General features: G+C 32.2%; 10 protein-coding genes. 9 read left to right on the top strand and 1 reads right to left on the bottom strand.

Annotated features, from left to right (window positions below):
- Positions 1 to 7 precede the first annotated feature (7 nt).
- A complete protein-coding gene (locus ACZ267_RS09880; protein ID WP_124747983.1) occupies positions 8 to 6,577 on the top strand; it encodes a SasC/FmtB family protein in 6,570 nt (2,189 codons plus the stop codon).
- Positions 6,578 to 6,827: 250 nt separating this feature from the next.
- Positions 6,828 to 12,377, top strand: a complete 5,550-nt coding sequence (locus ACZ267_RS09875) for a DUF1542 domain-containing protein (protein WP_002466184.1) — start codon at positions 6,828 to 6,830, stop codon at positions 12,375 to 12,377.
- A 58-nt stretch (positions 12,378 to 12,435) separates the two neighbouring features.
- Here the strand turns inward: ACZ267_RS09875 and ACZ267_RS09870 are convergent, their stop codons facing one another.
- Positions 12,436 to 13,698, bottom strand: coding sequence for a BaiN/RdsA family NAD(P)/FAD-dependent oxidoreductase (locus ACZ267_RS09870; protein ID WP_015364887.1), 1,263 nt, complete (start codon positions 13,696 to 13,698; stop codon positions 12,436 to 12,438).
- 320 nt (positions 13,699 to 14,018) lie between these two features.
- On the opposite strand from ACZ267_RS09870, the gene ACZ267_RS09865 reads away from it, so the two are divergent.
- From ACZ267_RS09865 to trmB, 7 genes are all read left to right on the top strand, one after another.
- Positions 14,019 to 15,680, top strand: coding sequence for a putative polysaccharide biosynthesis protein (locus ACZ267_RS09865; protein ID WP_002466179.1), 1,662 nt, complete (start codon positions 14,019 to 14,021; stop codon positions 15,678 to 15,680).
- Positions 15,677 to 16,369 carry a pseudouridine synthase gene (locus tag ACZ267_RS09860; protein WP_002466183.1) on the top strand — a complete coding sequence of 231 codons (693 nt, stop codon included), beginning with the start codon at positions 15,677 to 15,679 and terminating at the stop codon, positions 16,367 to 16,369. Before ACZ267_RS09865 ends, ACZ267_RS09860 begins: the two co-directional genes overlap by 4 nt.
- A gap of 21 nt (positions 16,370 to 16,390) precedes the next feature.
- Positions 16,391 to 16,816 carry a YtxH domain-containing protein gene (locus tag ACZ267_RS09855; protein WP_002466185.1) on the top strand — a complete coding sequence of 142 codons (426 nt, stop codon included), beginning with the start codon at positions 16,391 to 16,393 and terminating at the stop codon, positions 16,814 to 16,816.
- A gap of 169 nt (positions 16,817 to 16,985) precedes the next feature.
- The gene (gene pepV, locus ACZ267_RS09850) at positions 16,986 to 18,395 is read left to right on the top strand and encodes a dipeptidase PepV (RefSeq protein ID WP_015364889.1); all 1,410 of its coding nucleotides are present in this window, start codon (positions 16,986 to 16,988) and stop codon (positions 18,393 to 18,395) included.
- Positions 18,396 to 18,398: 3 nt separating this feature from the next.
- Positions 18,399 to 19,247 carry a D-amino-acid transaminase gene (dat, locus tag ACZ267_RS09845; protein ID WP_015364890.1) on the top strand — a complete coding sequence of 283 codons (849 nt, stop codon included), beginning with the start codon at positions 18,399 to 18,401 and terminating at the stop codon, positions 19,245 to 19,247.
- A 359-nt stretch (positions 19,248 to 19,606) separates the two neighbouring features.
- Complete coding sequence (locus ACZ267_RS09840; RefSeq protein WP_015364891.1) at positions 19,607 to 20,398, top strand: phosphotransferase family protein; 792 nt, start codon at positions 19,607 to 19,609, stop codon at positions 20,396 to 20,398.
- Positions 20,399 to 20,411: 13 nt separating this feature from the next.
- Complete coding sequence (trmB, locus tag ACZ267_RS09835) at positions 20,412 to 21,056, top strand: tRNA (guanosine(46)-N7)-methyltransferase TrmB (protein ID WP_002465599.1); 645 nt, start codon at positions 20,412 to 20,414, stop codon at positions 21,054 to 21,056.
- Positions 21,057 to 21,170 lie beyond the last annotated feature (114 nt).

Genomic DNA, 21,170 nt, shown 5'->3' with positions numbered 1-21,170 from the left:
ACAATTAATGAATTTATTTAGAAAAGAAACCTTTAGTATTAGAAAATTTAAAGTTGGTATATTTTCTACGTTAATTGCTACTGTAGCTTTTTGGTCATCAACGCATACCCATTTAGCACAGGCTGATGAAACAAACTCACAACCAGTTGATGATGTGCAAAAACTACAAGAAATAACAAGTAATGGACAATTGGATAACAAAGAAGAGCTTAAAAATAATCAAGAAACAATATCCGAAACGGGTGTTTCTGATGTTTCAAATCAAGTCAATCCCAATAATGATTCTGTAAACACAAATAATCAACAGACTCAAATTGATATAAATGAAAATACAAACAGTTCAATTATTAAAGAGACACAATCATCTAATAATGAATCGACTACGATGATTGAAGGAGCATCGCCTATCAAGACTGATGATACAGTAAATCATGTAAAACCTGTGTCTGAACAAATGTCGGTTAAACCTAAACAACAGGCTGAAGAAAAAATTCAAAATATGAATGCGGTAATGGAACCCGCAACTAAACCTAAGAAAAGACATCGTCGTGATGTAAGTAACACACCTACAGTTGCGGGTGGTACTGGCCCACAAAATGGAACACCGCAAAATACGAATGGTGAATTTTCTATAGATGATGCAACGATTGACCCAAATATAAATAATATTGGAAACAATACATTAAATTATCGTTTTACATTTGAAGATGTAGGTGTTAAACCAAGTGAAAATCGAAATAATCCACAAGTGATTGTATTGAATAGTTTACCTGGATTTAATTTGATTGATGGTGGTAAAGTAGGGGTACTTAATGCCGTTTTAGAAAGAACACAAGTATTCCATCCTGGTGATAGAAATAATAAACAAGCGCAAGGTACGGTTCTTGCATTAGGAAGAGTAGAAGGTAATGATCCTAACAATCATGGTGACTTCAATGGTATTGAAAAAGAAGTGACTGTAAATCCTAATTCAGAAATTATTTTTGATTTTAATACTATGGCAGCCGGTAACGGTAAAGGTGGTACAAACTTAGTAATTAAAGATGCGAATACCAACACTGTTATAGGAAATGGGGACATTCAAGCTGGAGATATGCTTCGTTTATTTAAAGTGCCTGATAACGTTTCGAACATCAAAATTCAATTAATACCTAATAACGATATAATGGGTAATGTAAGAAGACTTGAAAAAAACCAAGATGGATACAGATATTATGATTTTATCGATAATGTAGGTATTCGTTCAGGGTCACATTTATATATAAGTGGAAGAAATAAAGAAAATAATGTTAAAAATAATACAAACTTTACTGTAACAACACAAGTTACGAATAATGGTAAGTCTGGCGCTTCTATGTTACCAGGTGCATTTGAATATTCTATGCAGTTACCTGAAGGTATTGAATATGTACCTAATTCTATAACAACAAGCTTTCCTGATGGAAACGGTCCTAACGATGTGATGAATCCCCTGACAGAGAACTATGACCAAGGTACTCGAACACTTACTTTTACTAGTAATGGAATTACATCAGCGACACCTACTCAAGGAGAACCTACCAGCTTATTAGCCAATAAAACATTAAATGTAACATTTAATTTAAGAGTTAAAAATGTAGCTAATCCAAAACAAGTGACTTTTTCAGATGCAATTAAATCTAAGACTTATACACAAACTTATTTGAATGGAGAACCACCTCAAAGCACAGTGAATGGTGTTCCATATCAAGTTAATATAGTCATGAACAAAGATGATTTACAAGCGCAATATAATTGGGGCGTAGTTCCATCAGATTATACGTATGCATCATACCAAGAATATAATCGTCTAAAACAACAAGCGCTAACGATTTTAAATGAAGATCGTAACCATGTCCCTTTAAATCAACAAGTCTCACAAGCTACAATTGATAATTTATTACATCAAATGCAACACACACTGATTTCTCGTGTAGACGCTGCACGTGAACTTGGACAAAAAGCAGATGATAGATCTGATGAAGTAGATACTGTTAATGATTTAACAGACGATGAAAACGATGCTTATAGAGGGCAAATTACTAATTTAAAAAATGATGCATTAAACCATATAGATGATCAAACTACGGACGATGGTGTAACAAGAGAGAAAGAAGCGGGAATTAACAAGATTAATCAAGTCAATATAGTTCCTGTTATAAAACCCAATGCGAGACAAGCTATAAATGACAAAGCAAATGAGCAAAGACAAAGAATTCAACAAGATCCTGTAGCAACAAAAGAAGAAAAAGAAGCAGCAAATGCACAAGTTGATAATCATGTTGCAACTGCAATGAATAACATTAATCAGGCACATACAAATGATGCTGTAAACGACGCTAAAAATAATGGTATGAACGAAATTAATTCTGATGTACCCGCCAATACGTATCGTGCAAACGCAATAGCAGCTATTAATCAAGCTGTAGTCAAGCAACGTGAGCAAATTAATCAAAATCAAGAAGCAACTCAAGAAGAACGCGACAATGCACTTAATGAACTTAACCAAGCATCTGAGCAAGCGATTCAAAATATAAAACAAGGCATATCAAATAGTGACGTCGATGATGCTAAAAATAAAGGTATTGATGCCATCTTAGACATTGCACCTGTCACAATTGTTAAGCAAGCGGCGAGAGAGGCAATCGCTAATAATGCGCAACAAAAAATTGCAGATATAAATACGAATCATGAAGCGACTTTAGAGGAACGAGAAGCAGCTATTCAGTTAGTCAATCAAGCTGTTACTTCAGCAAATGATAATATATTAAAAGCTAATACTAATAATGATGTTGATGTGGTTAAGAATAATGCATTAAACCAAATACAAGCGATTACACCTGCAACTATCGTTAAAACAAACGCTAAAAATGCATTAAATCAAAAAGCACAAGAACAACACAATATTATTTTTAGTAACAATGAGGCAACAGTTGAAGAACAACAAGCAGCTCAACTTATATTAGATCAAGCATTAAACACTGCAATAAAAAATATTGATAATGCGGATACCAATCAACAAGTAACAGATGCTAAAAATAATGGGCTACAAGAAATTGGGAATGTCCAACCTTCAACACAAGTTAAAACGGATGCTAGAAATGCGGTTACCAATAAAGCAAATGAAGCTATTACTAATATTAACGCAACACCTGGTGCTACTAGAGAAGAAAAACAAGAGGCAGTTGATAGAGTTAATAATTTATTGAATCGCGCTTTAAATGACATTAATACCGTTAATACAACACCAATGGTTGAAGCAATTAAAAATACAGCACTTAATGATATTGGTAATGTACAACCAAATGTAACTAAAAAGCAAGAAGCTATTGGCATATTAAATAATAATGCTGCAACTAAAAAACAAAATATAAATCAAACACCTGATGCAACAACTGAAGAAAAAGAGGCGGGCATTACAGAAGTGAATCAAGCACTTAATCAAGCTATTGAGCAGGTGAACCAAGCTGATACTAATGCACAAGTAGATCAAGCACAACAAAATGGTGATCATAATATTAATCAAATACAAACGCATGTGGTAAAAAAACCTGAAGCACTAAATATCGTAACTCAACAATATAATAATAAATTAGCTCAAATTAATCAGACACCTGACGCTACAATTGAAGAGAAAAATACTGCTATTCAACAATTAAATCAAAATAAGCAACAAGCATTGGAAGCCCTCAATCAAGCACAAACTAATCAAGAAGTTGATCAAGTCAAAGACCAAGCGATTCAAAATATAGATGCGATTCAAGTTAATGTTGTAACTAAGCCTGACGCAAGACAAGCCTTAATAGATGCTAAAACTGATCAAGAACGTGTCATTAATTCTACACAAGATGCTACAGTAGAAGAGAAAAATGCAGCTTTACAAAAGTTAGAGCAAATATTTAATCAAGCAAATGCTTCAATCAACCAAGCACAAACTAATCAAAAGGTAGAAGATGTACGTCAACAAGCAATTGACCAAATCAATACGACTTTACCTGAAACAATCGTTAAAAATAATGCTAGAAATAATATAGAAACAGAAGCTAAGCAACGTGATAATGTAATAGATAATAATGTTGAATCTACAGTAGAGGAAAAAGATGCTGCAAAACAATTGGTCGATCAAGCTAAAAATCAAGCGCTACAGAATATTGCCCAAGCTCAAACTAATCAAGAAGTTAATAATGCTGTAGCAAATGGAAATCAAGAAATACAACAAATTGTTCCAGAGACGATTGTTAAAACAACAGCAAGACAAACGTTACTTAATGCTATAAACAATAAAAAACAAGAGGCAATTGATAATAAAGAAGCAACTCAAGATGAAAAAGATATGTTTATTAATAATTTGAATAATGAATTAAATGATTTAAATAAACAAATAACCGCTGATAATACCAATCAAGAAGTTGCAACTACCAAAGACAATGGATTAGAAAATATTAATCAAATAGTGTTCAAGCCTACTGTTAAACAAAATGCTAGAGATGCAATACAAAAACTTGTTGATCATCAACAAGATTTAATTAATCAAGCCAATGATGCTACCAATGAGGAGAAAAACAGTGCATTAGATAGATTGCAAAATGCTGCAAATCAATTATTAACAGATATTAATAACGCAACTACGAATGCACAAGTAAATCAAATTCAAACAAAGAGCGATGCTTTGATTCCTAATATATTACCTCATATAGTTGTTAAAGAAAATGCAAGAACAATGATAAATCAAACCGTAGGAAATCAAGATAAGATAATTAATGGCGTTGAAGATGCAACAGTAGAGGAAAAAGATACAGCTACTAATGATGTAAATATTGTTGCTAATAAAGCTAAAAATGATATTAATCGATTAACAGATGATACTGAAGTAGAAAATACTAAAAATAAAGCAATTAATGATATTGAACAAATTTTACCTTCTACTAAAGTAAAAACAGATGCAAGAGATTCATTAAATCAAACTTCAGAATTAAAATTGAACGATTTATCATTAACGCCTGATGCTACCAATGAGGAAATCAATGTAGCTAAAGCTTTAGTAGAAAAATTATTAAATCAAGCATTGACTCAAATAAATCAAGATAAAACAACGAATCAAGTGAACCTAACAGAACAACAAGGAGTTAAAGCGATTAATGATGTTCAAGTTAATGTAGTTAAAAAGAATGAAGCAAGAACTGCAATCACTAACGTTGAAGATAATAAAAGCCAGTTGTTTAATAATAACGATGAAGCAACAACTGAAGAAAAAGATGAAGCGATTCAACAATTAAAGACTATACTTCAAAATGCATTAAAAGCTTTACAGTCAGATCAAACTAATCAACAAGTTGATCAAACAGAAAATCAATCAATAGAAGATATAAATAATGTAAAACTTAATATCGTAAAAAAACCTGCAGCCATAAATGCAATTGACCAAGCTTCTACAAAACAAGATCAAGAGATTAATCTAACCAATGAAGCAACAACTGAAGAAAAAGAAATAGCTTTACAACAATTAAAAGCAGCAGTAAACCAATACACTAATGAAGTCTCTAGTGCACATACAAACCAAAATGTTGCGGATGTATTATCAAAAGCATTAAAAGAAATTGAACAAATAATGCCTAATATTGAAGTGAAACCTGCTGCGATAGAAGCATTAAAACAATTATCAAGCCAAATTAAAACTCAAATTAATGAGACAAATGAGGCAACTTTAGAGGAAAAAGATGAAGCTATCAATCAATTGGAAGAAGCGTTAAAAAATAGTATTGACACTGTAGACCAATCGTTAACTAATGCAGAAGTTGCTAAAGCTAAATTAGAATGGGAAACTTTAATCAAAAGTATTAAACCACTTATTAAAGTGAAACCAGAAGCAAATGAAGCCTTAACGTCAATCGCTCAACAAGTAATTCAAGATTTTGAACGTATATCTGAAGCTACACAAGAAGAGAAAGATCAAGCTATTGCGAAGGTACATAAAGAATTGGAAATAGCCAAGATATTAGTATTAAAAGCATTAACAAATGAAGAAGTAGCGCAAGTTAAACTTAAAGAAGTACAACTCATTGAACATATTCAACCAGTAATAGAAGTTAAACCTACTGCAAAAGATGACATTAATCTTGTTGCAAATGAAATCAAAGAAAAAATCAATCAACTTAAAAATGTTAATCCTATAGCAATCAAAAATGCTTTAGATAGAATTGAGAATATTTTAAACGAAGCAAATATGCTTATCAAAGACGCAAAAACAAATGCTGAAGTAGCACAAATTGTTAAAGAAACAATTGAAAAACTAAAAGCAATTCAATTACCTACAGAGGAAATGCAAGTAGAAAAAACTATAGAGAAAGCAAAAGAACCAGTTTTAGTTTGTGTAACTAGTGATAATACTATTGTTATTGAAAAAGAAATAAAGGACAGCTGTATATTGAAAGAAGAAGCGACCCAAATGTTGCCTAATTCAGGTGTTACTAATTATCAACATCCAATCGTTCCTATTATGTTTACATTTGGAATAGCAATATTTGCAAGTAGTCTAAAACGTAGAAAAAAAGATAATTAAATTTCGAAGTGAAATAAATGAAACATGAATGAGTTGTTAAGATTATAGTTATTATGATTATTAAAATAATAGTAACAACTTTGAAATAAAATTGTTACTCAATGGACTAGATTTAAAATTATATTGATGATAAAATCAATAATAAATAAATAGGTTGTACAAATTTATATTATGCGTACAACCTATTTGTTATAGAAATAAATTTTTAATACTCAACATCACGATTTATACACCTAGGAGGATAGTCATTATGAATTTATTTAAGCAACAAAAATTTAGTATTCGTAAGTTTAATGTTGGTATTTTTTCAGCATTAATAGCAACGATAGCATTTTTAGGCGTAAATCCTAATAGTGCAGATGCTGCTGAACAAGATAACGTCAATGTTGGTGGACCATTGACTGAAAATGCTGTTAACCAAGGGCAACCAACTGATCAGGTAACACCAAACGAAAATAAAGCTGGGAATGTTGACCCTACAACAGAACAAGTATCACCGCAAAATACTGCAACTCAAGAACAAAATCAACAACAAAATGATAATCAAAATGCGGTTGAAACAAATAATGCACCAAGCATTGATCAAGTAGCAACTGAAGTTAATAGTGAAGCAAATCAGCCTAATGCTATTACTGACCAACCAGTAAACGAAGATAATCAAGAGCAAGCTCAAACACAGGCTAATCATGAAAAAGCTCAAGAAACACCAAAAGAAAAACAAGATAAAGAGGCACCAGTTGATCATAATGAAGGATTAAATAAACAAGACAAACCAGTTGCTACTGTTGAAAATAATCAAACACCTAAAAAACGAAATAAACGTGATGTGGGTGATGATCAAAATGGTAATAACGTAGCCCCTAATCAAAATCAACCAGTTAATACTCAAGATGAAGCATTAGAAAATGCTAAACAAGGTGCAACAAATGAGATTAATCAGAAAGCTACTGAAAAAAATCAAGTAATAGAAAATACGACAGAAGCTACACAAGAAGAAAAACAACTTGCATTAAACGATGTAGCACATCAACAATTTAATGCTAATAATAACATCAATCAAGCAAACACAACGAATGACGTAACAACAGCTAAAAATAATGGAATTGCAGCCATTGATGCTATAAATGTACAAGCACGTACAAGAGATGCAGCTAGAAATGCAGTAGTTCAAAAAGTTGCAGACCAAATTTTGACAATTAATAATAATCCAGATGCAACAGATGAAGAAAAACAAGATGCAGTTAACCAAGTACATCAAACAGAACAACAAGCATTAAAAGATATTAATGCTGCTAATACAGAAAATGAAATTAATGGTATTCAAACACAAAATGTTAATGCAATTGGCAACGTTGTTCCTACTTCATTAGCTAAACCTAATGCAATTGCAGAAGTAAATCAAGCAGCTGCTACACAAAATGGTGACATTGATACAAATCAAAATGCTACAAATGAAGAAAAAGCTGTTGCAAAAGAACAAGTTGATGGGTTAGTTAAAAATGCAACTACTAATATTAACGATGCTACTAATAATCAAGATGTAACTCAAGCCAAAGAATTAGGAATTAATCAAATCAAAGCAGTTACACCAGCAACAACAATTAAAGACGATGCTAAAAATGAATTAAATCAATCAGCAGACCAAATTAGAAATAATAATACAAATAATTACTTAGATGCAACAACAGAAGAAGTTAATGCAGCTAATAATCAGGTTGATCAAATCGTAAACCAAGGTAATACTGCAATAGGTGCAGCAAATACAACAGAAGAAGTTAATGAAGCTAGAGACCACGGTATTCAAGAATTACAAAATATAGCTCCAGACGTTGTCAAAAAACCAGCTGCTAGAAATGAAATTAATCAAGCTTTTGAACAAAAGAAACAAGCAATTAATGATTCAAATCAATCAACAACAGAAGAAAAAAATGATGCTATCAATGTTTTAGTTCCTAGGAAAAATGAAGCAGATAATAATATTGATCAAGCATTAACAAATGATGAGGTTTCTACTGCAGTTACAAACGGTATAAATCAAATTAATGATGTTACGCCTTCAACTGACAAGAAACAACAAGCGAAATCAACAATTGCACAAGATGCAGAAAATAAAAAACAATTACTTAATCAAGATACAAACTCAACAACCGAAGAACATAATGCAGCTAATGCAAATGTAGATGCGGCCGTTACTAAAGCAAATAACGATATTGATCAAGCAGCAAGCAATGCCGATGTTGATAATGCAGTGACAACAAATCAAGCTGATATCAATCAAATTCAACAAGAAGCACAAGTTAAACCAGCTGCAAAAGCCGAAATTGCTCAAAAAGTCACTGATCAAGAAGCCGTTATTCAAAATACTCGTGGTACAACTACAGAGGAAAAAAATGAAGCTCAACAAGCATTACAGAATGCAAAAACACAAGCAGAGCAAGCTATTGATGCTGCTCAATCAAATGCCGATGTTGAAAATGTGAAGAATGAAGAAATTGCAAAAATTGAAGCAATTACGCCATCTAAAGATTATAAAAATAATGCTATAGCTGAATTAGAAAACGTAGCAAATCAACGTAAACACGATTTAACACAAGATCCAGATATGACTAAAGAAGAATATGATTATGCGATAGATTCAGTCGATCGTATGTTAGGACAAGGAAGCGCTAACGTATATCAAGCTGGAAACAAACAAAGTGTTGATGATAATAAAAATGATGGTATTAATACTATCAATCAAGTTCAAGCCTTTGTAACAACTAAAGCTAATGCTAGAAATGAAATTACTCAAGCTGCAGATCAACGTAAAGCTACATTCCCTAATGATAATAATGCAACAACAGAAGAAAAAGAAGAAGCATCAAACAACGTTGACGCTATCGTTGCAGCTTCAAATGAACAAATTAACCAAGCTAAAACTGACGCAGCAGTAAATCAAATTAAAGATCAAACGATTCAAGAAATTAATCAAGTTACACCTGCGAATACTAAAAAAGAAACAGCATTAGCGAATATTAAAACGAAACAAGACCAACAAACTTATATTATTAACAATGAACCTAATGCAACAGCAGAAGAAAAAGAAGCGGCATTACAAGCATTAACTCAAGCAGTGACTACAGCTAATGATGAAATTAATGCTGCAACTACAAATGCACAAGTTGAAACTGCAGTGCAAAATGGTGAAACTAATATTAGTAATGTTATACCTCAAACTCAAACTAAAACAAACGCTAAAAATGAAGTTGATCAAGCAGCAGCAAATCAAAATGCAGCTATTGAACAAAATCAAGATGCAACAACAGAAGAAAAAGACGCGGCTAAACAACTAGTAGCTCGCACACAAAATAATGCAAATCAAGCTATTGTAAATGCAGAAAATGCTGCAGATGTTGAGACTAAAAAGAATGAAGGCATTAATAGTATAGGTCAGATTACTGCTGATACAGGAATTAAAACAGCTGTTAAAACAGATTTACAAAATCAAGCTAACGATAAAAAACAACAAATAGCTAATAATAATGGTTCTACGGAAGAAGAAAAACAAGCTGCAAATACAAAAGTTGATGATGCATTACAACAAGGTTTAACAGATGTGACTAATGCTCAAAGTATCGTTGATGTTAACAATGCAGTTAAATCAACTGATCAAGCTATTCAATCAGTTCAACCAGAAACAACAGTAAAAGACAATGCAAAACAAGCAATTCAAAATAGCATTAATCAACAAAAAGAAGTTATAAACCAAAATCCTGAGGCTACTCAAGAAGAAAAACAATTAGCTTCTAATAAATTAGATGATATTGCAAATCAAGTAACTGGTAATATTGACCAAGCAAATACAAGTAACGATGTAGACCAAGCTAAAAATGAAGGTACAACTCAAATCAATCAATTTGTTCCATCTATTGTTAAGAAATCAAATGCAAATCAAGAACTAGATAACACGGCTGATTTAAAACAAGAGGAATTAGATAAAACACCTAATGCAACACAAGAAGATATCGCGGAAGCAAAACAAGCTGTTCAAAAAGCATTAACAACTGCAAAAGATCAAGTTGCTCAAGCACAAACTGATCAAGATGTAGATAATGCTAAGTCAAATGGTTTAGCTGAAATTAAAGCTATCCAACCAATTGGAACACTTAGACAAGCTGCATTAGAAGAATTTACAGATGTCTATAACGATAAAGTGAGTGAAATAGAAGCGGATATTGATGGAACGAGAGAAGAAGTTAACGATGCACTTAAAGATTTAGAAGCAATTAAAACGCAAGCTGAAGCATCAATTAACCAAGCTATTAATGTAGCTAGATTAACTGCTGCAAAAGAACATGCTATAGAAAATGTAAATCAATTTGACGTAACATTCACTAAAAAGCCATCAGCAATCGTTTCTATTAATCAAGTTGCTACAACTAAAGAAAATGAAATTAATGCAAATACTACTGCTACAGCACAAGAAAAAGAAGCGGCTATTCAAAATGTTAAAGAACAATTAGAAATTGCTGAAATCAATATCAATAATGGTGAAACAAATCAAGAAGTTGAGGATGCCTTAACTAACGGAGAAACTGCAATTAATGGTATTAATCCAGAAGTTGTAACTAGACCTAACGCGATTAATTCAATTGATAATTTAGCAACTCAATTAAAAGAAACATTTGCAAATACACCTGGTGCAACAGTTGATGAATTAAATGAAGCTAATCAACAAGTCGATCAAATCGTACAATCTGCTAAAACTGAAATTGCCAATACAACTTCTGATATTGATATTGCTCAAATCAAAGCCAATGCAATGAATGATTTAAATGCAGTCGTAGTAAATGTTGAACAAAAAGCAATTGCTGCTAATACGCTTAAAGAACAAGCAGACAAGGTTCAAGACATGATTGATTCCAACGATGACGCTACTGAAACTGAAAAATTAGCAGCTGAAGAACAACTAAATGATATTTTAGAACAAGGTCTATCTGATATTGATGCTAAAGATACTAACGATGACATTACTAAAGTAAAAGAAAGTGCTTTAGAACAACTTAAAGCAATTAATGTCGTTGCGGTGGTAAAACCAGAGGCAAGAAATACAATTGCAAATCTTGTTCAAAAACAAATCGATAAAATTAATCAAACTCCTAAAGCAACTAAAGAAGAGAAAGAAGCAGCGATTGAACAATTAAATCCAATCGAACAAAATGCGATTGAACTTATTAAAGCAACACCATCTGATTCTGAAGTGAAAACGATTGTGAAAGACGCTGAACAACAAATTTCACAAATCGAAGCACAAGCGTCAATCAAAGATGAGACAGAAAAAGAAATTAATAAGCATATCCAACAGCAAAAAGTAATAATCAATAATGCTGATGTTTCTCAAAGACAAAAAGATAAAGCATTAAGTCAATTAGATCGTCTTGCTTCACTTATTGCTGATCAACTAGACGCTGCTGATACAAATGAAGCAGTTATAAAAGTGAAAGAAGAAGCTATTGAACAAATTGAAGCAATTCTTCCAGAAACAGATCAACAAAGTCCACAAAAACCTGATGTAGGCTCTAATCCTACTAAAGAAGCAAATGGAAATGACGAAGGTAACGATGAATCAAACACATTAACTAAAGATGAGTCTGAAGAAACAATAGAAACAGACTCAGAAGTTGATAAACAAGATAGTTCAGAAACATTACCTGAAACTGGACAACATGATAATCAATTACCTTTAGCTGGTATTACATTTGCTGCAGGTGCTGCATTAGTAAGTAGAAGACTGGCTCAAAAGAAAGACGAATTAAAATAAAACAATATATTAACAGAGTCTAGAGAAATCTAGACTCTGCTTTTTTTAATTTTATTAATTATTTTATAGATTTATGTTTACCGGCATTTAAACCCGCTACATGTCCAGTGACTAATGCGCTTGTTATATTATAACCGCCAGTATAACCGTGAATATCTAATACCTCACCGCATAAAAATAGACCAGGAACTAATTTAGACATCATCGTTTTAGGTTCAATTTCTTTTAATGATACGCCTCCACCAGTAACAAAAGCTTTATCAATAGGTAAGGTCCCATTAACTTTAAATGTAAATCCTTTTAATAAGTTAACAATTGTATTCAATTGTTGATTGGATAAATGGTGTGATGTTGTTTCGTTATCGATATTAGCTTGTTCTAGTATAAATAATAAATAGCGTTCTTCAATCAGACCATGTAAACTATTTTTAATGAATTTATCTGGTTCATCTTTTAGCATACGTCTAATTTGTTGCGTAAGTTCTTCTTGATTTAACTCTGGAAAAGCGTCAAGTGACATTAGAATTTCTTTTTTCTTTTGATTCTTTTGTTCTTTATATACAAATTGACTACATCTTAATGCAGCAGGTCCACTGACACCAAAATGCGTGAAAATCATATCCATTTGATGACTGATTCGTTTTTTACCATTTTTCTTTAATACGGATAGTTCTACATCTTTCAAACTTAAACCTTTTAGTGTTTTATTTTTAATAAAGCGCTCGGGTGAGGTGATTGGCACTTCAGTAGGAAACAATTCAGTTATGGAATGTCCTAAAGATATTGCGAATTGATAACCGTCACCTGTCGAACCTGTTTGTGGAACACTCGTACCACCCGTTGCTATAATCACACTCATTGCTTCATATATTTGTTGGGCTGTTTCTACCTTAAAAATACCATCTTCATTTACAGATAGATGAGTCACAGCAGTTTCTTCTTTAACAGTGACTTGTTGTTCATTAATTGTACTTACTAACGTGTCAACGACATCTTGGGCCTTGTTTGAAACGGGGAACATTCTACCGTGATCTTCTTCTTTTAATTTAACGCCCCGATCTTCAAAGAATTCAATAATGGATTCATTATCAAATATTGAAAAAGGACTATATAAAAACTTACCGTTACCTGGTATGTTTTTAATTAATTCTGCATAGGGTAAGCGGTTGGTAACATTACAACGACCACCACCTGAAATTTTTAATTTTCTACCAAGACCTTTTTTCTTTTCTAATATAAGAACTTGATTACTATTAGAACTAGCAGCTACAGCAGCCATTAAACCACTTGGGCCACCACCGATGATGATTGTTTGATACATATTAACTTCCTCCAATGAATATTCAACACTATTGTATATGAATCAAAAAATATATGCTACAGAAGTTGTATAATTAGATGACAATGCATAAAATAATAACTATAATAGAAAACTTGAAGTATTATGAGATACATAACCCAATTTTAAAGGATAAATAATGATTAATTCGTTTTCATCATCTCAACATTTAAAATTATTATAAAATCAATCCCCATGTTAGTCTTTTTGTGATATATTTTATAATAATGTAAGCTAATGATAACGAACGCAACATGATTTCAACTTGTATTAATAAACTTTTAAAGATAGGAAGATAGTTAATGAGCGAAAGTAAAGAAATGGTTCGAGGGACCTTTTTAATTACACTAAGTATTTTAATTACGAAAGTTCTCGGTGTACTATTTATTATTCCATTTAACCATTTAATAGGCGGACAAGAAAATATGGCACCGTTCACGTACGCCTATGCACCATACAATATTGCGATAGCTGTAGCTACAGCAGGGGTGCCACTTGCAGCCTCAAAATATGTAGCTAAATATAATGCATTAGGTGCATATAAAGTCAGTCAGAAATTTTATAAATCAAGTTTTATTGTCATGAGTATTACCGGTGTACTAGGATTTTTAATTCTATATTTCCTAGCGCCATTTATTTCAGAATTAACTTTATCTCGTAATGCGTCAGATAAAAATGGATGGTCTGTGGCAGATATCACTTGGATTATTAGAATTATCAGTATGGTAGTTATTTTTATCCCTGTATTAGCAACTTGGAGAGGTATCTTCCAAGGTTATAAATCAATGGGGCCTACTGCAGTATCTGAAGTAACTGAGCAAATAGCGCGAGTGATTTTTATCTTAGTAGGTAGTTACTTAGTCTTAAATGTATTTGATGGCACAGTACTAATGGCGAATGGTATTGCAACATTTGCTGCAGCTATTGGCGCTATAGCAGGTATCCTTACATTATGGTATTACTGGAGAAAACGTAAGAAAAATATTGATAAAATGGTATTATCAGATTATACCGATATCAATGTTTCATACGGCAATATGTATAAAGAAATCATAAAATATAGTATTCCGTTTGTTATAGTAAGTTTAAATTTTCCATTATTTAATTTAGTCGATCAATTTACACATAATGGTGCATTATCTGTAGTAGGTGTATCATCACAATTACAAGACATTTTCTTTAATATGTTAAATATGTCGACAAATAAAATTGTTATGATTCCTACATCGTTAAGTGCTGGTTTTGCAGTAAGTTTAATTCCATACATTACCAAAACGTATGAAGAAGGTCGCTTTGAAGAAATGCATAGACAAATCAGAACGTCAATTGGTGTACTGATGTTTATTACAGTCCCAGCAAGTATTGGTATTATGGCATTAGCACAGCCATTATTTACAGTCTTTTATGGATATGACCCAGTAGTTCAAGGTCATGATCCTAACTTTGATGGTAGTAGATTACTGTTTATCTATGCACCAGTTGCAATTCTAATTTCACTATTAAGTGTGACTGCATCTATGTTACAAGGTATAGATAAACAAAAGTTAACCGTTTACGTTATTTTAGGTGCTGTTGCTATTAAATTAATCCTTAACTATCCACTTATTATGTTATTGCATACACCGGGGGCCGTACTTAGTACGTCAATTGCATTACTCTTTGCAATTGGATGTAACTTCTACATCTTAAAGAAATATGCACAGTTCAAATTTAGTTATAGTTGGATTCACTTCGGTAAAATCTTTTTATATTCATTTATTATGATGTTAGGTGTAGAGTTAGTATTCTTTATTGGAAAATTATTCCTAGCACCTAGTAAATTAGGTTATTTAATCATTATTGCTGTAGGCGTTGTTGTAGGTGCTGCTATATATGGAGGTATAACAATTAAGACTAAATTTGCAGATGAGTTTTTAGGTGATATTCCTGAAAAAATCAGACGTAAAGTTGGTTTCTTAAGATGAGATTAGATAAGTTCTTAGCTAATATGGGTATAGGTACACGCAATGAAGTTAAGCAAAGTTTAAAAAAAGGTTACGTTAAGGTGAATGATAAGGTGAATAAGTCACCTAAAACGCAAATTAATCCTGATGAAGATATCATTACAGTTAATGGTGAAAAAATTATATATATCGATAAAGTGTATATCATGTTAAATAAGCCATCTGATGTAGTGTCAGCGACAGAAGATGATAAACATCAAACTGTAATCGATTTAATCCCTGAGTACAAACACTTGGGGATTTTCCCTGTAGGTAGGTTAGATAAAGATACTGAAGGGTTATTACTAATCACTAATGATGGTCAATTTAATCATAATTTGATGAGTCCAAATAAACACGTGCCTAAAACATACGAGGTAGTATCAAAAAATGATGTGACACAAAGCGATGTAGAACGTTTTAAAGAAGGATTAGAATTGTCTGATGGGTTACTAAAACCTGCACAATTAGAAATCATTGAAAATCGAAGATCACGTGTTACGATATACGAAGGTAAATATCATCAAGTTAAAAGAATGTTTCATGAGATTGAAAATGAGGTATTACAATTAAAACGTATTAAAATTGCTAATTTAGAGTTGGATACATCACTTAAATTAGGCGAATTTCGTTTATTAACTGAAGAAGATTTTAAATTACTTTTAAACTAAAGAAAGAGAAGGTGTTTGAATATGGCAAAAGGTACAAATTTATTTAGAGTAGTATTAGGTTTAGGTGGTGCTGCAGCAGCAGTTCTATTATCTCGTAAAGAAAGCAGAGACAAATTAAAAGATCAATATAATCAATACAAAGAAAATCCAGAATCATATAAAGCGAATGCTAAAGACTTTGCAAACCAAATTAGTTCTAAAGCTAACGAAACAATTCAAGATGTTAAAAGTAATCCAAAAGGTTACGTAGAAAGAATTAAAAATGATCCAAAAGCATTCTTTGAAGAAGAAAAAACTAGATTCACAAAATTAGATGAGAATAAAGCTGATGATTTAGAAGAAGGTAAATTTGATGATGAAGGTGGCGCTACAGCTAATAATAATTTACGCGTCGTATCAGAAGAAGATTTAAAAAATAATAAAAATGCCTTAGAAGATAAAAAATAATTGTGAATCACTTATATGCCTGTACACGTTTTTAAGCTAAATGTGTACAGGCATTTTTTTGTAATAAAAATTTAGAAAATTTAGTAATTTTTCTAACATCTTACTGTAGTTTCGGTGTAACTTCATGTAAAATGGAAAATAACTTATTAAAAAAGGAAGTCGAATTCGAATGTGGAAAGAAAAAGTTCAAGAATACGAAAACCAAATCATTGAAGATCTAAATGGATTATTGTCAATAGAGAGTGTAAGAGATGACAGTAAAGCAAACGACGATGCACCAGTAGGCCCTGGCCCAAAAGAAGCCTTAAATTATATGTATCAAATTGCTGAAAGAGACGGCTTTTCTACGCATGATGTTGATCATATCGCTGGTAGAATTGAAGCGGGTAAAGGTGACGATGTATTAGGTATTCTTTGTCATGTTGATGTTGTACCAGCTGGCGATGGATGGGATTCAAATCCGTTCGAACCCGTAGTGACTGACAATGCTATCATTGCTAGAGGCACATTAGATGATAAAGGGCCTACGATTGCGGCTTACTATGCTGTGAAGATATTAAATGATATGAAAGTAGATTGGAAGAAACGCATTCATATTATTATTGGGACAGATGAAGAATCTGATTGGAAATGTACCGATCGTTATTTCCAAACGGAAGAAATGCCCGCTTTAGGATTTGCACCAGATGCTGAATTTCCCGCGATTCATGGTGAAAAGGGTATTACGACTTTTGACTTAGTACAAAATGAAATGGCTGAAGATGTAGATGAACCAGACTATGAATTACTAGCGTTTAATTCAGGGCAACGTTATAACATGGTGCCTGATCATGCAGAAGCTAAAGTATTAGTTAAAGAGCACATGACTGATGTAATTCAAAACTTTGAATACTTTTTAGAAACGCATCATCTTCAAGGTGAAAGTACTGTAGATAGTGGTATTCTTATATTAACTGTTGAAGGTAAAGCTGTTCATGGTATGGATCCTTCTTTAGGAATTAACGCAGGCCTATATCTTTTAGAATTCTTAGCTACGTTAAATTTAAATAAAAGTGCAAAAGATTTTGTAAACTTTAGTAACCAATATTTACACGAGTCTCACTTTGGAGAAAAAATGGGAATGAAATTCCATACTGATATTATGGGTGATGTAACTACAAATATTGGTGTGATGACTTATGATAATGAAAATGCAGGACGTTTTGGTGTGAATCTAAGATATCCTCAAGGCTTCGAATTTGAAGAAGCTATTGATCGTTTCTCAAAAGAAATTGAAGCATTAGGATTTAGAATTGAAATGGGTAAAGTACAAAAGCCACATTATGTGGATAAAAATGATCCATTTGTTCAAAAATTAGTGACTGCATACAGAAACCAAACTGGAGATATGACAGAACCGTATACAATTGGTGGCGGTACTTATGCGAGAAACTTAGACAAAGGTGTGGCATTTGGCGCAATGTTTAGCGACTCTGAAGACTTAATGCATCAGAAAAACGAATACATCACGAAAAAGCAACTATTTAATGCAACGAGTATTTATCTCGAGGCGATTTACTCATTATGTGTGGAGGGATAATTTATGACAAAAGTTTTTATTAATGGTGAATTTTTAGAACAAGAAGAAGCAAAGGTCTCATATGAAGATAGAGGTTACGTGTTTGGAGACGGTATCTATGAATATATTCGTGCATACGAAGGTAAGTTATTTACAGTTAAAGAACATTTTGAGAGATTTTTAAGAAGTGCTAATGAAATAGGATTAGACCTTAATTATACAGTCGATGAATTAATTGAATTAGTACGTAAATTATTAGATGTTAACGGTGTTAAAAATGGAGGGATTTATATTCAAGCAACACGTGGTGCTGCACCACGAGAACATTCTTTCCCAACGCCGCCTGTGAAACCTGTGTTAATGGCATTTACTAAGAGTTATGACAGACCGTTTGAAGATTTAGAAAAAGGTATTTATGCTGTAACCACTGAAGATATTCGTTGGTTACGTTGTGACATTAAAAGTTTGAATCTTTTAGGAAACGTATTAGCTAAAGAATTTGCTGTAAAATATAATGCGAGCGAAGCAATTCAACATCGTGGTGAAACAGTTACAGAAGGTGCTTCAAGTAATGTCTATGCGATTAAAGATGGAAAAGTGTATACGCATCCTGTGAATAACTTTATTTTAAATGGTATTACAAGAAAAGTTATTAAATGGATTTCAGAAGATAAAAATATTCCATTTATTGAAGAAACGTTTACAGTTGATTTTCTAAAAAATGCAGATGAAGTGATTATATCTAGTACGTCAGCTGAGGTCATGCCTGTAGTTAAGATTGATGGAGAAGATGTCGGAAATGGCAATGTAGGCGACGTTACGAGACAGCTTCAAGATGGATTTAACGAATATATCAAAACACATAGTTTATAAGTTAAATAATTATCAAAATTTCTCCAACTATCTCACTCTAAATATGTTATAATATAAGTCAAAGTAGTTTTATAATTTTTAAAAGAGCGGACTAGTAAAATGTGTCTTTTAGTTTCTCATTTTTAGTTGAAATATAATGATAAAAATTATAAAATCTTCTATGAGTGATAAAAAATGAGGACGCAATTTTAAAGCATATTTTTAGGGACAAAAATATAAAAATTAGCCAACTCACAAAACTGTAAAATTAATTTAAATGAGCGTGTAGATATGACTATACGGTTTCTATAAATTAGAATATATGGCTCTTGAAAACATATTTCTGGAGCCATTTTCTAATTGAAAGTGAGGTGAACGTGTTGGAGCAGTTTTATCAGTTAGGGTGGACATTAGATTCAGCAGGTGGTGCTTCTGGTGAAGCTTATATGGCTGAACAAGATGGACAGAAGTTGTTTTTAAAACGAAATACTAATCCTTTTATTGCAGCATTATCTGCAGAGGGTATTGTACCTAAATTAGTTTGGACGAAAAGAATTGAAACTGGTGAAGTAGTTACGGCGCAACATTGGAAAAACGGTCGCGAATTAACAGCGAACGAAATGCAACAGCCTAGAGTAGCCAAAATATTGAAGAAAATCCATAATTCCAAACCATTATTGACAATGCTGAAAAGAATGGAAATGGAACCCATTACACCAGAAATTATGTTGAATAAAATCAATGCATCTCTTTCAAGAGAAGTATTAACGCATCATGTTGTTAGAAAAGCATTAACATATTTAGAAGACCATATACCTAATTTAGATTCAAGATTTTTCACTGTAGTACACGGAGACGTCAATCACAATAACTGGCTTTTATCAGATCGTGACGAGCTATTTTTAGTAGATTGGGAAGGTGCTATGATAGCAGATCCTGCAATTGATATAGGTATGCTGCTTTACAACTACGTTCCTGAAAATAAATGGTCTAAGTGGTTTGAAACATATGGCGTTCAAGAAAGTCTAAATCTAAATAAGCGTATGAAGTGGTATACAGTTATTCAATCAATTGGTATGGTTCAATGGTACGAAGAACAAAAGCGTTTTAAAGATATGAATACTTGGCTTGAATTTTTAAATGAAGTGATGAATAGCAACTTATTTATATAAGGAGAAATTGAGTATGAGAGTTCGCTACAAACCTTGGGCGGAAGATTATTTGAAAGACCATCCAGACTTAGTGGATATGGATGGTTCGCATGCTGGACATATAGATGAATGGTTTGATAAAAAGCAACCTATTTATATTGAGATTGGCTCGGGTATGGGACAATTTATTACAACACTTGCCGCACAACATCCAGACATTAATTTTGTGTCAATGGAACGTGAAAAAAGCGTCATGTATAAGGTCTTAGATAAAGTAAAAGAGCAAAATTTATCGAATCTTAAAATGATTTGTAATGATGCGATTGAACTTAATGAATACTTTAAAAATGGTGAAGTTTCTAGGATTTATCTTAATTTTTCTGATCCATGGCCTAAAAAACGTCATGCTAAAAGAAGACTCACATATCATACATATTTAGCACTATATAAACAGATTTTAGTTGAAGACGGAGAAATCCATTTTAAAACAGATAATAGAGGTCTTTTTGCGTTCAGTTTAGAAAGTATGTCTCAATTTGGTATGTATTTTACTAAGATGAATTTAAATTTACATGATGAAGACGACGAAGATAATATATTAACAGAATATGAACAGAAGTTTTCTGAAAAAGGTTCTAGAATTTATCGTATGGAAGCTAAATTTCATAAAAATATATAATAAAAAGACAAGTTCCTTAACTGGGACTTGTCTTTTTTGTTATTAAAATATGTTCTGAATTGCCATGTAGTCATTCTATAATAGCACTAAGTCATTTATTGCTAATGGTCTATA

Source organism: Staphylococcus sp. AC872, assembly GCF_979255425.1.
The sequence above is the reverse complement of the archived record's forward strand: the minus strand, read 5'-3'. Positions and strand labels throughout refer to the sequence as shown.